At 71.4% G+C, this 12,936-nt stretch carries 14 protein-coding genes; 8 read left to right on the top strand and 6 right to left on the bottom strand.

Going from position 1 to position 12,936, the window contains the following annotated elements:
• Positions 1-8 precede the first annotated feature (8 nt).
• Both murU and JMO03_RS01540 read left to right on the top strand, forming a co-directional pair.
• Positions 9-731, top strand: a complete 723-nt coding sequence (gene murU, locus JMO03_RS01545; protein ID WP_202839528.1) for an N-acetylmuramate alpha-1-phosphate uridylyltransferase MurU — start codon at positions 9-11, stop codon at positions 729-731.
• 130 nt (positions 732-861) lie between these two features.
• A complete protein-coding gene (locus JMO03_RS01540; protein WP_202839526.1) occupies positions 862-2,628 on the top strand; it encodes a cytochrome P450 in 1,767 nt (588 codons plus the stop codon).
• 61 nt (positions 2,629-2,689) lie between these two features.
• Here JMO03_RS01540 and hda read toward each other — a convergent pair whose 3' ends face one another.
• The 3 genes from hda to JMO03_RS01525 are packed head-to-tail and all read right to left on the bottom strand — an operon-like array spanning position 2,690 to position 5,702.
• Positions 2,690-3,400, bottom strand: coding sequence for a DnaA regulatory inactivator Hda (gene hda / locus JMO03_RS01535; RefSeq protein ID WP_202839519.1), 711 nt, complete (start codon positions 3,398-3,400; stop codon positions 2,690-2,692).
• A gap of 5 nt (positions 3,401-3,405) precedes the next feature.
• Positions 3,406-4,602, bottom strand: a complete 1,197-nt coding sequence (locus JMO03_RS01530; protein ID WP_202839517.1) for an AI-2E family transporter — start codon at positions 4,600-4,602, stop codon at positions 3,406-3,408.
• Positions 4,603-4,622: 20 nt separating this feature from the next.
• Entirely contained in the window at positions 4,623-5,702 is a 1,080-nt protein-coding gene (locus JMO03_RS01525) for a DUF2066 domain-containing protein (protein WP_202839515.1), read from the bottom strand.
• Positions 5,703-5,856: 154 nt separating this feature from the next.
• On the opposite strand from JMO03_RS01525, the gene purM reads away from it, so the two are divergent.
• Genes purM through JMO03_RS01500 form a run of 5 tightly spaced genes read left to right on the top strand, consistent with a single transcriptional unit; the run spans position 5,857 to position 9,922 of the window.
• Positions 5,857-6,912 carry a phosphoribosylformylglycinamidine cyclo-ligase gene (gene purM / locus JMO03_RS01520; RefSeq protein ID WP_202839513.1) on the top strand — a complete coding sequence of 352 codons (1,056 nt, stop codon included), beginning with the start codon at positions 5,857-5,859 and terminating at the stop codon, positions 6,910-6,912.
• Positions 6,913-6,965: 53 nt separating this feature from the next.
• Complete coding sequence (gene purN, locus JMO03_RS01515) at positions 6,966-7,685, top strand: phosphoribosylglycinamide formyltransferase (RefSeq protein ID WP_337926336.1); 720 nt, start codon at positions 6,966-6,968, stop codon at positions 7,683-7,685.
• 10 nt (positions 7,686-7,695) lie between these two features.
• Positions 7,696-8,490 (top strand): DUF3108 domain-containing protein, encoded by a 795-nt coding sequence (locus JMO03_RS01510; RefSeq protein WP_202839509.1) that lies wholly within the window; start codon positions 7,696-7,698, stop codon positions 8,488-8,490.
• 17 nt (positions 8,491-8,507) lie between these two features.
• Positions 8,508-9,209, top strand: coding sequence for a DUF3108 domain-containing protein (locus JMO03_RS01505; protein ID WP_202839507.1), 702 nt, complete (start codon positions 8,508-8,510; stop codon positions 9,207-9,209).
• Between the two features lie 32 nt (positions 9,210-9,241).
• Positions 9,242-9,922, top strand: coding sequence for a DUF3108 domain-containing protein (locus JMO03_RS01500; protein ID WP_202839505.1), 681 nt, complete (start codon positions 9,242-9,244; stop codon positions 9,920-9,922).
• 18 nt (positions 9,923-9,940) lie between these two features.
• Here the strand turns inward: JMO03_RS01500 and JMO03_RS01495 are convergent, their stop codons facing one another.
• Genes JMO03_RS01495 through JMO03_RS01485 form a run of 3 tightly spaced genes read right to left on the bottom strand, consistent with a single transcriptional unit; the run spans position 9,941 to position 11,770 of the window.
• Positions 9,941-10,264, bottom strand: coding sequence for an EF-hand domain-containing protein (locus JMO03_RS01495; RefSeq protein WP_202839504.1), 324 nt, complete (start codon positions 10,262-10,264; stop codon positions 9,941-9,943).
• Between the two features lie 10 nt (positions 10,265-10,274).
• Complete coding sequence (gene murA, locus JMO03_RS01490) at positions 10,275-11,534, bottom strand: UDP-N-acetylglucosamine 1-carboxyvinyltransferase (RefSeq protein WP_202839501.1); 1,260 nt, start codon at positions 11,532-11,534, stop codon at positions 10,275-10,277.
• Entirely contained in the window at positions 11,534-11,770 is a 237-nt protein-coding gene (locus tag JMO03_RS01485; protein ID WP_202839499.1) for a BolA family protein, read from the bottom strand. The genes murA and JMO03_RS01485 overlap by 1 nt, the downstream gene beginning before the upstream one ends.
• A 122-nt stretch (positions 11,771-11,892) precedes the next feature.
• Here JMO03_RS01485 and JMO03_RS01480 point away from each other — a divergent pair, with 122 nt between their 5' ends.
• Positions 11,893-12,903 (top strand): KpsF/GutQ family sugar-phosphate isomerase, encoded by a 1,011-nt coding sequence (locus tag JMO03_RS01480; RefSeq protein ID WP_202839498.1) that lies wholly within the window; start codon positions 11,893-11,895, stop codon positions 12,901-12,903.
• Positions 12,904-12,936: the final 33 nt, after the last annotated feature.

Here is a 12,936-nt window from a genome sequence, read left to right as displayed (position 1 = left end):
GCGCGCATATGAAGGCCCTGATCTTCGCCGCCGGCCTCGGCGAGCGCATGCGGCCGCTGACCGACGCCACGCCAAAACCGTTGCTGTATGCCGGCGGCAGGCCGCTGATCGCCTGGCACCTGGAGCGGCTGGCCGCGATCGGCGTGCAGGAAGTGGTGATCAACACCTCGTGGCTGGCCGAACAGTTCCCGGCTACGCTCGGTGTCGGCCGTGCCTTCGGCCTGCGCATCAGCTACTCGCACGAAGGCGAGGTGCCGCTGGAGACCGGCGGCGGCATGTGGCATGCGCGGGAACTGCTCGGCGACGATCCCTTCATCGCCGTCAACGGCGACATCTGGACCGACTACGACTTCGTCCGCCTGCCGCGCGAACCCGACGGCGACGCGCACCTGGTGCTGGTCGACAATCCCGCGCACCACCCGCCGGGCGACTTCATGCTGCAGCCCGACGGCCGCGTGCTGGACGAAGGCGAACCGAAGCTGACCTTCTCCGGCATCGGCGTCTACCGCCCGGGCCTGTTCCGCGACTGGCGCGCGGTGATCGGCGATGCGTCCGGCGCGGACGAGACGCCGCCACGCTTCCGTCTCGCCCCGCTGCTGCGCGCGGCGATGCGGCGCGACGCGGTCACCGGCGAGCGCCACGCCGGCGCCTGGACCGACGTCGGCACGCCGCAGCGGCTGGAAGAACTGGACCGCGCGCTCGACGCGGGTCCGCTCCACGGCGCAAGATAGGTCCCGGACCGCGCGCATTCCGGCGCGATCCCAGCCCCGCGGGTCCCCCGGCCCGACTGTCGAGATCAATTCGGTCGCGCGGGACGCCCACTGCGTCCCGTCCCCCCGGGACCGGCTGCTGGAGAACTGGATGACGACCTCGTCATTGCTTCTGGTCGCCCGCGCGCCTGCGCTGGTCGAGGATGTTCCGGTGGCCGCGAGCGTGGACGGCACGCCGCTGGTGGTGGTGCGCCATCGCGGGCAGGTGTCCGTGTTCCATGGCCTGTGCCCGCACCAGGGCAGCCTGCTCGCCGACGGCGAGGTGGTCGACGGACACCTGGTCTGCCCGGGCCACGGCTGGCGCTTCGACTGCGCCAGCGGCCGCCGCGACGCCGGTTCGCGCGCCTGCCTGCACCGCTTCACCACCCACGTGGTCGACGACGATATCGCGATCGATGCGGGCGAATTGCAGGCCTTCCGCGCGCAGGCAACCGGCAGTGCGACGCCCACGCGCCGGTTCGACTCGCTGCCGGGCCCGCAGGGCCTGCCGCTGGTGGGCAACCTGTTCCAGCTGCGCGAGACCGACCAGCACCTGGTGATGGAGGACTGGGCCGACGAATACGGCTCGATGTACCGGATCCGGCTCGGCGCCTACCGGATCCTGATGGTGGCCGACCCGGCCCTGGTCGAGGACGCGTTCAAGCGCCGGCCCGACACCTTCCGGCGCATGAGCACCGTGGAGGGCATCGCCCGCGGGCTCAAGGCCGCCGGCGTGTTCACCGCCGAGGGCGACGAGTGGCGGCGGCAGCGCAAGGTGGTGGTGCAGGCGCTGACCCACGGCCACCTCAAGCACTTCTTCCCGACCATGATGCGCATCGTCGGGCGGCTGCAGCGGCGCTGGGAACAGGCCGCCGACGAGGGTCGCGAGATCGATCTGCTCGACGACCTCACCCGCTTCACCATCGACGTCACCTCGACCTTCGCATTCGGCCAGGACCTCAACACCATCGAAGGCCACGAAGGCGCGCTGGAACAGCAGATCGGCGAGATCCCGAAGGCCCTGTCGCGGCGCGTGACCGCGCTGGTGCCTTACTGGAACTACGTGAAGCTGCCGGCGGACCGCGCGCTTGACCGCGCCCTGGTCGGCATCCACGACACGCTCGGGCGGCTGATCACCGACGCGCGGCGCCGCCTTGCCGAGGACCCCGGGCTCGCCGCGCGCCCGGGCAACTACATCGAGGCGCTGGTGGCGCAGTCCGACGGCGGCGGCTTCAGCGACGAGGACGTCACCGGCAACGTGATGACGCTGATGCTGGCCGGCGAGGAAACCACCGCGCGCGCGTTGGCCTGGCTGATCCACTTCATGTGCGGGCGTCCCGACCTGCGCGACACGCTGCGCACGGAATCCGACGCCCTGCTCGGCGACGACGAACTGTTGCAGGACTTCGCCACCCACCCGCGCATGGTGCGGATCGAGGCCGCCGCGCTCGAGGCGATGCGGCTCAAGCCGGCCGCGCCGGTACTGCGCCTGGAGGCGCTGCACGACACCGTGCTCGGCGACGTCGAGGTGCCGGCGCGCACACCGGTGTTCCTGCTCACCCGCCATGCCACGATCCGCGCGCAGGCCGCGACCGGGGCCGCAGCCTTCGACATCGAGCGCTGGATCAAGGCCGACGGTTCCACGCTCGACGCCACGTCGGCGAAGGCGTTCTTCCCGTTCGGCGCCGGTCCGCGCTTCTGCCCGGGCCGCTTCCTCGCGCTGCTGGAGATCAAGGGCGTGATCTCGATGCTGTGCCGCAACTTCGAGCTCGAACGCGCCGGCAGCGGCCCGGTCGAGGAGAAGCTGGTGTTCACCATGCGCCCGGACAACCTGGTGATCCGCCTGAAGCGGCGCGCGGGCACACCGCGCGCGGCATAGCCTTTCCGCTGTCATCCCGAGGGCCGCGCCACACGGCCATCGCTCCGCGACAACGGGGCCTTCACCGCGACACGTGCGTCCCCAGCACCTCGCGCAGGAACGGCACGGTGATGCGCCGCTGCGCGGCGAGCGAGGCCGCGTCGAGGCGGTCGAGCATTGCGGCCAGGCCCGAGAGGTCGCGCCCTGCGCGACGCAGCAGCCAGTCGATCGCCGCATCGTCGATCTGCAGCCCCCGACGCCGCGCGCGCAGGCGCAGCACCTCGCCGCGGCCGGCGTCGTCGAGCCGCTCGAGCACCAGCCGCGTGCACTGCGACAGCCGCGAGCGCAGGTCCGGAAGCAGCAGCGGCAGCGCGTCGGGCGTGGCGCGGGCGGTGTACAGCAGCCGGCGCCCGGCGTCGTGCATGCGGTTGTGGAAGTCGAACAACGCCAGCTCGTCCGCATGTTCGCCTGCCACCGCCTCCACGCCGTCGAGCGCCACCAGGTCGAAGGCGTGCATCGCCTCCAGCGCCTCGCGCAGCCGTCCCGCCATGCTGGCCAGGGGCAGGTAGCCGACCCGATGCCCGGCCGCGTCTGCCTCGGCGCACGCGGCCAGCGCGAGGTGGCTCTTGCCGGTGCCCGCCGGCCCCACCAGCAGCAGTGCGCGGTCGCCGCCGGCGCCGGTCGCGAACGCCCGCAGTTGCGCCGCCAGCGCCGGATCGCCGGCGAAGGTGTCCAGGCGCTGGTCGGGTGGGTAGCGCAACGCCAGCGGCAGTTGCGGCGAGGAGGTCGGCATCGGGCTCAGTGATCGTCGCGACGGTCTTCGCTGGCCTCGCCGATATCGTCGTCGAGCACGATCCCGCCATGGCTGCGATGGCCGTCGAGCACGATCTTCGGCCGTTCGCCCGCATACAGGCGGCTCTGCGTATAGCGCTCGTGGGCGAAGCGCAGCAGCACGTTGCCCACCGCCGCGACCGGCAGCGCGATCAGCATGCCGACGAAGCCGAACAGCTGGCCGCCGGCCATGATCGCGAAGATCACCGCCACCGGATGCAGTCCGATGCGGTCGCCGACGATGCGCGGGGTGAGGATGTAGCTCTCGATCAGCTGGCCGACGGTGAACACCACGCCCACCAGGATCAGCAGCTTGAGGTCGAAGCCCTGCGCCTGCACCAGCGCGGCGAGCACCGCCAGGACGATGCCGGTGGTCGCGCCCAGGTAGGGCACGAAACTGATCAGGCCGGCGACGATCCCGATCAGCAGGCCGAGCTTGAGCCCGCCGATCGTCAACCCGAGCGCGTAGATCGCGCCCAGCGCCAGCATCACGATGAACTGGCCGCGCAGGAACGCGCCGAGCACCTCGTCCGATTCCTTCGCCAGGCGCGAGACGGTGCCGATGTGGTCGCGCGGGATCATCGCCGCGACGCGTTCGACCAGCAGGTCCCAGTCGCGCAGGAAGTAGAACGTGAGGATCGGCACCAGCACGATGTTCACGATCCACGTCAGGAACGCGAAGCCGGAGCTGGACAGGTAGCCGAACACGGTCGCGGCCACGCCGCCGGCCTGCTCCCAGTGCGCGCGCGTCAGTTCGATCAGCCGCTGCGGGTCGAGCCAGTTCGTGATCTCGATGCCGGTCCGTGCCTCCACCCAGGGCAGCGCGGTGTCCATGAACCACGCGCGGTACTGGGGCAGCGCCTCGACCAGGGTGACCACCTGGCGCTCGACCATCGGCACCAGGATCAGCACCACCAGCACCAGCAGCATCACCATCAGCACGAACACCAGGGTCACCGCGACCGGGCGCGAGCGGCCGGATCGCTCCAGCCGGTCGACCAGCGGATCGCCGAGCCAGCCCAGCAGCGCCGCCAGTACGAACGGCGTCAGGATCGGGCCGAGCAGCGCGATCAGCCACAGCGCGGCGAACGCGACCAGTCCCCACTGCAGCCGTCTGAGGAAGCGCGCGATGTCGGCGTTCGCGGTCGTGGGGGTGTCGTCCATGCGCTCGCGGCTCCGGGCGGTCAGCGCAGCAGGTAGATCGGCGCGAGCTCGTCGCTGCCATCGACTTCCAGCAGCACCGCCTCGTCGGCCATGCGGCGGAAGCCCGGAAGCCCGGTCAGCAGGTCGAGTTCGAGTTCGAGGCGGTCGTTCGATGCGCGCAGCGGACGGATCGCGCGCACCACCGACATGCGCTGCAGCGCGGCGGCCAGGCGCAGGTAGTCGCCGCCACTGCGCACGCCGCTGAAGACGATGCGCTGCGCGACCGGCTGCGACGGCGCGGTGGCCTTGGCGTAGCGCTGGATCAGCGCGTCCGCGCCGCCATCGGCACCGGCCGCCAGCACGCTGCGCGCATCGCCGCCCTCTTCCGACCAGCGCGACAGCACCCGGCCGTTGTCGACGAAGATCCAGTCGGCCTTCCAACCGGCGTCGCCGCGATAGAGCTTGCCGATCAGCTGCATCGGCGGGCTGTAGCGCGCGGACAGGCGCGCGATCGCGCCGGTATCGCCGCGCCAGATCGCGCCGACCGCGGCCTGTTCCGCGGCACTGCCATTGGGCAGGCCCAGCCGATAGCCGCGCTCGGTCGCCCGCTGCAGCAGCGGACGCGCCACGGAGTTGTGCTGCAGGCCGACCAGGCGCGGGCCCTTGCCGTCGTCGATCGCCAGCCACACCACCGGCTTGGGCCGCGGCTGCGGCCACACCGGCAGGCCCAGCGCGCCGACCAGGGCATCGATGTCGTCAGGCTTGAACCGCACCACGAGGGTGGTACTGAAACTCGGCGCGCCGCTGGCACCCACGCTCTCGTCCTGGCGGTAGTCGAACCCGTCCACGTACTGGCGGGCACGGCGCAGTTCCTGGCCGACCCCGGGACGGCTGGCGATGGCGCGGTCGCCCGACAGTTTCGCGAACACCTGCGCCAGCGCGCGCGCAAACGCGGTCTCGCGCTCGGACTCGGCCTGGCTGCGCACCGGCACCTCGGCCTCGTACACGCCCTGCGCCGACGCACGATCGCCCTCGACGCGCTGCGCGGCCGCCGGCGCTGCCAGCAGCAGCGCTGCTAGCGCCCACCCGATCACCCGGGCCCCTCGAACAGCCAAGCGCATCCGATATCCTTTTCCAGCAGCGAACCGTGCGAAATGGTGCCACAAAGCCTCTTCGCGGTTCCTGACGCCACCACCGCCGCAGGTGTGACCGCCCCGCGGCCGGGCGCCGGCCGGCTGCTAGAATCGCGGGCCGACCGGCCTTCCGCGAGCACCCGTGACCACCCCCTCTCCCGGCCCGACCGGCCTGACCTATCGCGACGCCGGCGTCGACATCGACGCGGGCAACGAGGTGGTCGAACGCATCAAGCCACTGGTCAGGCGCAGCCTGCGCCCGGAGGTGATGGGCGGACTCGGCGGCTTCGGCGCCCTGTTCGACCTGTCCGGCAAGTACCGCGAACCGGTGCTGGTCTCGGGCACCGATGGCGTCGGCACCAAGCTCAAGCTCGCCCAGCAGCTCGGACGCCACGACACCATCGGCATCGACCTGGTCGCGATGTGCGTGAACGACGTGCTGGTGCAGGGCGCAGAGCCGCTGTTCTTCCTCGACTATTTCGCCACCGGCAGGCTCGACGTCGAGACCACCGTGGCGGTGGTCGCCGGGATCGCCCGGGGTTGCGAACTGTCCGGCTGCGCGCTGATCGGCGGCGAGACCGCGGAAATGCCCGACATGTACCCGCCGGGCGAGTACGACCTGGCCGGCTTCTGCGTGGCCGGCGTGGAGAAGTCGGAACTGCGCGACGGCAGCGCCGTGCGCGAGGGCGACGTGCTGGTCGGCATCGCCTCCAGCGGCCCGCATTCCAATGGTTACTCGCTGATCCGCCGGATCTACGACCGCGCCGGCCGCCCGGCCGACCTCGACGTCGGCGGTGTGCCGCTGGCCGACGCGGTGATGGCGCCGACGCGCCTGTACGTCAGGCCGATCCTGGAACTGCTGCACGGCGCGCACGGCCCGGCGATCCACGGCATGGCCCACATCACCGGCGGCGGCCTGACCGAGAACATCGTCCGCGTGGTGCCCGACGGCCTTGGTCTGAACATCGATGCGTCGTCGTGGCGGCTGCCGCCGGTGTTCGAATGGCTGCAGCGCGAGGGCAACGTCGCGCGCGAGGAGATGTGGCGCACGTTCAACTGCGGCATCGGCTTCGTGCTGCTGGCCGACCGCGACGCGGTCGCCGGGCTCGGCGGCGAACTCGCGCGACTCGGCCTCGCCCACTGGCGGATCGGCGAAGTCGTCGCCGCGCGCGACGGCGAGCGCGTGCGCATCGGCTGAAAGGGCCGGGAATGGGGAAGCGGAAATCGGGAACGGGGACGTGCGATGCGCCCGTGCGCCCGCGCGGTACCGGCGCCCGTGAATCCAGCGATCTCCCGGCCCCGGGAGCGGGGTGCCGACCCTACCGCCTCGCCGTCCTCGTTTCGGGCCGCGGCAGCAACCTGCAGGCGATCCTCGACGCGATCGCGGCGGGCACGCTGCACGCGATCGTCGTCGGCGTGTTCTCCGACCGGGCCGAGGCGCAAGCGCTGCAACGCGCACGCGCGGCCGGGGTGCACGCCGAAGCGCTGTCGCCCAGGGACTTCCCTTCGCGCGCCGCGTTCGACCAGGCGCTGTTCGCCCGGATCGATGCGGTGGCGCCGGACCTGATCGTCTGCGCCGGCTACATGCGCCTGATCGACGCGACCGCGCTCGCGCCGCGCGCCGGGCGCATCATCAACATCCACCCGTCCCTGCTGCCGGCGTTCAAGGGCCTGCACACGCATCGCCAGGCGCTGCGGGCGGGCGTCCGTGAACACGGTGCGAGCGTGCATTTCGTCACTCCGGACCTCGATGGCGGCCCGTTGATCGCGCAGGTCCGCGTCCCGGTCGAACCCTGCGACAGCGAAGCGAGCCTTGCCGCCCGGGTGCTGGCCCGCGAGCATCCGCTGCTGGTCGCGAGCCTGCGCCTGTTCGCCGCGGCGCGCGTGACGCTGGATGAAGACGGCGTTCACGTGGATGCACACGCGCTGACCGCTGCGCTTCAGCTGTCGTGCAACGACGCCTTTGCATGATGTCCGGCCTATGCGCCCGACCCCTTCCCTGCTCTCCGCATGCATCGCCGCCCTGGCCGTCGTGGCCGCGGGCGTTGCCGTGCCTGCGCGCGCGCTGGCGCCGCAGGCCGCGGATGCGTCCGCAACGGCCGCTGCCCCTCGCGCCGCGGTCCTGCAGCCTTTCGTCGCCACGTACGAGGCGTGGTACGGCGGCAAGCCCGCCGGCAACGCGACCATGCAGGTGGTCCGCGACGACGCGGCGTCGCGCTGGCGCATCGACCTGGGCATCCGCGGCGACCGCGGGCTGGCCGGGATCGCCGGCCTGAACCTGGAGCAGAGCACCGTGTTCGACGAGGCCAACGGCATCTACCGGCCGCTGTCGCAGAGCACCGTGCGCAAGGCGGCGCTGTTCTTCAACCGCAAGGTCACCGGCACCTACGACTGGCACGCGAACAATGCGCAGTGGACGGGCGACCTCGCCAAGGACCGGCGCGCGCCGGTGCCGATCCGCTACGGCGACATGAGCGGGCTGCTGATCAACCTGGCGGTGATCCGCGATGCGCAGCCGGGCAGACGCCTGCAATATCGTTTCGTCGACGGCGGCCGGGTGCGCGATTATGCCTACCAGGTCGCGGCGCAGACCGAACCGGTGACCGTGGCCGAGCTGAACTACGAGGCGCTGCGGGTGGAGCGCACCAATGGCGGCAACGACGAGACGATCTTCTGGATCGCCGACGGCGTGCCGACGCCGGTGCGCATCCTGCAACGCGAGGACGGCGAGGACGCCGTCGACCTGCGCCTGGTCGAATACCAGGCCGTGCAATGACAACGAGGACCCTGCCGATGTTCCGATCCCCTTTCCGCAGCGCCGCGATCGCCGCCGTGTTCGCACTCGCCAGTGCGCCGCTGGCTGCGGTCGAGCCGTTTACCGCCGATTACGGCGCCCACTACATGGGCATGCAGGCCAACGGCCGCATGACCTTGGCACCCGAGGGCGGCAACCGCTGGAAATACAGCCTCGAAGTCACCGGCGCCGGCGCGCGCCTGGCGCAGAGCACCGTGTTCGAGGCAGACGGCGGCCAGTGGCGCCCGCTGTCCGGGAACGACTCGCAAGGCGGCGAATCGGGACTCGCGGCGATGCTGGTCAAGAAGCGCTCGGTCAACGCCACCTACGACTGGGACAGCGGCCAGGCCACCTGGGACGGGGACGTCAAACCCGACCGCCGCGGTCCGGTGAAGCTGCAGGCCGGCGACCTCGACGGCATGCTCATGAACCTCGCGCTGGTGCGCGATTTCAAGGCCGGCAAGCCGTTGAACTACCGCCTGGTCGAGGACGGGCGGGTCAAACGCCAGGCGTTCCGGCCGGCGGGCACCGAAGAGATCTCGGTCGCCGGCAAGACCCGGAAGGCGACCAAGGTCACCTGGAAGGACGACGACCGCAGCATCACCGCGTGGATCGTCGACGGCCTGCCCGTGCCCGCGCGCATCCTGCAGCAACGGGATGGTCGCGACCATATCGACCTGCAGCTCAAATCGCTGCGCTGATTTCCCACGTGGATCACTGCAACGGTCCTGCCATGCGCAATCGACTCGCCGCGCTCCTGCTCGCCGTCTGCGGGGCTGTATTCGCGGCACCGGCCGACGCCGCGCTCAAGCCGTTCACCGCGCAGTACTCGGCGAAGTACAAGGGCGTTCCCGCCAGCGGCGTGATGGTGCTCGCGCCCCGCGGAAGCCAGTGGGCGCTGGCGATGAGCCTCGAGAACGTGGCGGCGTCGATGAGCCAGGCGACGTTTTTCACCGAGTCGCGCAGCGGAATGCTGATGCCGCTGGGTGGCGCCGACAGGACCAGCTACGTTGGCCAGCGCAAGAGCGTGCCGGCGAAGTTCGACTGGAAGTCGATGCAGGCCAGCTGGAGCGGCGATGCCAAGCGTGCCCGGCGCGGGCCGGTCGCGATCCGTGCAGGAGACGTCGACGGCCTGCTGTTGCAGCTGGCGCTCGCGCGCGACGTGGCCGCGGGCAAGCCGCTGGACTATCGGGTGGTCGAGAACGGCAAGGCAAGGCCGATGCGCTTCCGTCGCGTCGGCATCGAGGCCGTGACCGTCAACGGTCGCACCATGCAGGCGACCAGGGTCGTGTCTTCTTCGAACGGCAAGACCACCAGCGTCTGGATCGCCGCGGGTGTCCCGGTGCCGGTGCGGCTGGTCCAGGCCGAAGGTGGCAGCGAAACCGTCAGCCTGCGGCTGACCTCCTGGAAATAGCCTCCGGCGGGTACCTGGCTACTGCGCCTGCCCATCCCCGTCGTTCGCGAACTCGACCCGGCATTCCACCCGGAACGGCGTCTCGCGATCGCGCAGGTGCACGTAGCGGCGGCAGCTGCGCGGACCTTCGCGCGTCTCGTCGACCGCGATGACCGTGTAGCCCTGCACGATTTCGGCGCGGCTGGCCACGCCGTCGTCGTTCCAGTCCATGCCTTCGGGCGCGGTGCCGTTGAAGCCGGCGATGCCCAGCAGGCGCAGAACCAGCATCGCGGCCAGCAGCAGCACCACGAACGCCAGCAACGCCTTGCGCCTGGGCGAGAATCGCGGCCTCGCGGTGCTCACGCGCGGCGCCTCACGAGATCCGCCGGATCCGCGCGCCCAGGCCCGAGAGCTTGCGCTCGATGCGCTCGTAGCCGCGGTCGAGGTGGTAGATGCGGTCGATCGTGGTGTCGCCCTCGGCGACCAGGCCCGCCAGGATCAGCGACGCCGAGGCCCGCAGGTCGGTCGCCATCACCGGTGCGCCCGTGAGCCTGCCGATGCCCGTCACCGTGGCGCGGTGACCGTCGATCTGGATGTCGGCGCCCAGCCGCATCAGTTCGTTCACGTGCATGAAGCGATTCTCGAAGATCCGCTCGTCGATCGTGCCGGTGCCCTCGGCGATGCAGTCCAGGGCCATGAACTGCGCCTGCATGTCGGTCGGGAAGCCCGGGTGCGGCTCGGTCACGATGTCGACCGCACGCGGGCGCCGGCCGCGCATGTCGACGCCGACCCGGTCGCCCTCGACGCTGATGTCGGCACCGGCCTCGAGCAGTTTCCCGAGCACCGCCTCGAGCGTGTCCGGGCGCGCGTGGGTCGCGACGACGTGACCGCCGGTGATCGCGCCGGCGACCAGGAAGGTGCCGGTTTCGATGCGGTCGGCGATGACGTCGTGGCGTGCGCCTTGCAGCGCATCCACCCCCTGCACCACGATCCGCGAGGTCCCGGCACCCTCGATCCGCGCGCCCATCGCGACCAGGCAGTCGGCCAGGTCCACGATCTCGGGCTCGCGCGCGGCATTGTCGATGGTGGTCGTGCCCTCGGCCAGGGTCGCCGCCATCAGCACGTTCTCGGTCGCGCCGACGCTGACCATCTCGAAGGCGACGTGGCCGCCGCGCAGGCGCCCGGCGCGGGCCTTGATGAAGCCGTGTTCGACCACGATCTCGGCGCCCAGCGCCTCCAGCGCCTTGATGTGCAGGTCGACCGGGCGCGAACCGATCGCGCAGCCGCCGGGCAGCGAGACTTCCGCCGCGCCGTGCTTCGCCAGCAGCGGCCCGAGCACCAGCACCGAGGCGCGCATGGTCCGCACCAGTTCGTACGGCGCCAGGTGGCTGTCCACGGTGCGCGGGTCGACGCGGACGATACCGCCCTCGATGTCGTGGCCGATGCCCGCGCCGAGGCCGCCGAGCAGGCGCGCCGTGGTGCGCACGTCGTGCAGGTGCGGCACGTTGCCGATCTCCATCGGCGCATCGGCCAGCAGGGTCGCGCACAGGATCGGCAGCACCGCGTTCTTGGCGCCGGAGATGCGGACCTCACCTTCCAGCGGCACGCCGCCGGTGACGACGATCTTGTCCATCAGCCGCGCGCCGCCTCGGCCGGGGTGAGCGTCCTCAGCGCGAGCGCATGGATCTCGCCGCCCATGCGCTCGCCGAGCGTGGCGTAGACCATGCGATGGCGCGCGAGCGGCAGCTTGCCGGTGAAGGCCTCGGACACCACCAGGGCCTCGAAATGCACGCCGTCGTCGCCGGACACCTCGACGCGGGCGCCAGGCAGGCCCTGCAGGATCAGATCGCGGATTGAATCGGGGTTCAAGGGGGTCTTCCTGCTGAAGCGCGCATGAGCCGGTCGCCGGCCACCGCCAAGGGGCGGGCCTTTTGCGCCGGGAAGCGCCTAAAATGAACGGCTTAGGTTAACGGAAAGCCTGCCCACCGGATATGGCCACGCAAGCGACATCGTCCCGCGAAGCACCCGCCGGAGCACCGGCCCTCGCCGCCAGCGGTCGGCGCGTGTTCGAGGTCGAGGCGCGCGGTCTGCAGGCGGTGGCCGCACGGCTGGACGGCGCGTTCTCGCGGGCCTGCGAGCGGATCCTCGCCACCCAGGGGCGCGTGGTCTGTACCGGCATGGGCAAGTCCGGCCACGTCGCGCGCAAGATCTCGGCCACGCTCGCCTCGACCGGCACCCCGGCGTTCTACATGCACCCGGGCGAGGCCGGTCACGGCGACCTCGGCATGGTCACCGACGCCGACATCGTGCTGGCGGTGTCGTACTCGGGCGAGTCCGACGAGATCCTGATGCTGCTGCCGGTGCTCAAGCGCCAGGGCAACGCGCTGCTGGCGATGACCGGCCGGCCGCAGTCGACGCTGGCCAGGGCCGCCGACACGCACCTCGACATCAGCGTGCCCGAGGAAGCCTGCCCGCTGCATCTCGCGCCGACCGCCAGCACCACCGCGGCGATGGCGATGGGCGACGCGCTGGCGGTCGCGCTGCTGGAGGCGCGCGGCTTCACCGCCGACGATTTCGCGCGCTCGCACCCGGCCGGCGCGCTCGGCCGGCGCCTGCTGCTGCACATCGCCGACGTGATGCACACCGGCGAGGACGTGCCGCGGGTATCCGGCGACGCCTCGCTGGGCGAGGCGCTGCTCGAGATGAGCCGCAAGCGACTGGGCGTGACGGCGGTGGTCGACGCGCAGGGCGCTCTGCTCGGCCTGTACACGGACGGAGACCTGCGCCGCACCCTCGGCGACCGCCGGGTCGACGTGCATGCCACGCCGATCCGCGACGTGATGACCCGCGACCCGGTCACCATCGGCAGCGACGCGCTCGCGGTCGAAGCCGCGCGGTTGATGGAAACCCGCAAGATCAACGCCCTGCTGGTGCTGGACGCCGACCGCCGCGTGGTCGGCGCGCTCAACGTCCACGACCTGCTGCGGGCGCGGGTGGTATGACCCGCTCCCCGGGCGACGATGCCTGATTCGCCG

This window comes from Luteimonas saliphila, assembly GCF_016774335.1.
In the GTDB taxonomy this organism is placed as follows: Bacteria; Pseudomonadota; Gammaproteobacteria; order Xanthomonadales; family Xanthomonadaceae; genus Luteimonas; species Luteimonas saliphila.
The sequence above is the reverse complement of the archived record's forward strand: the minus strand, read 5'-3'. Positions and strand labels throughout refer to the sequence as shown.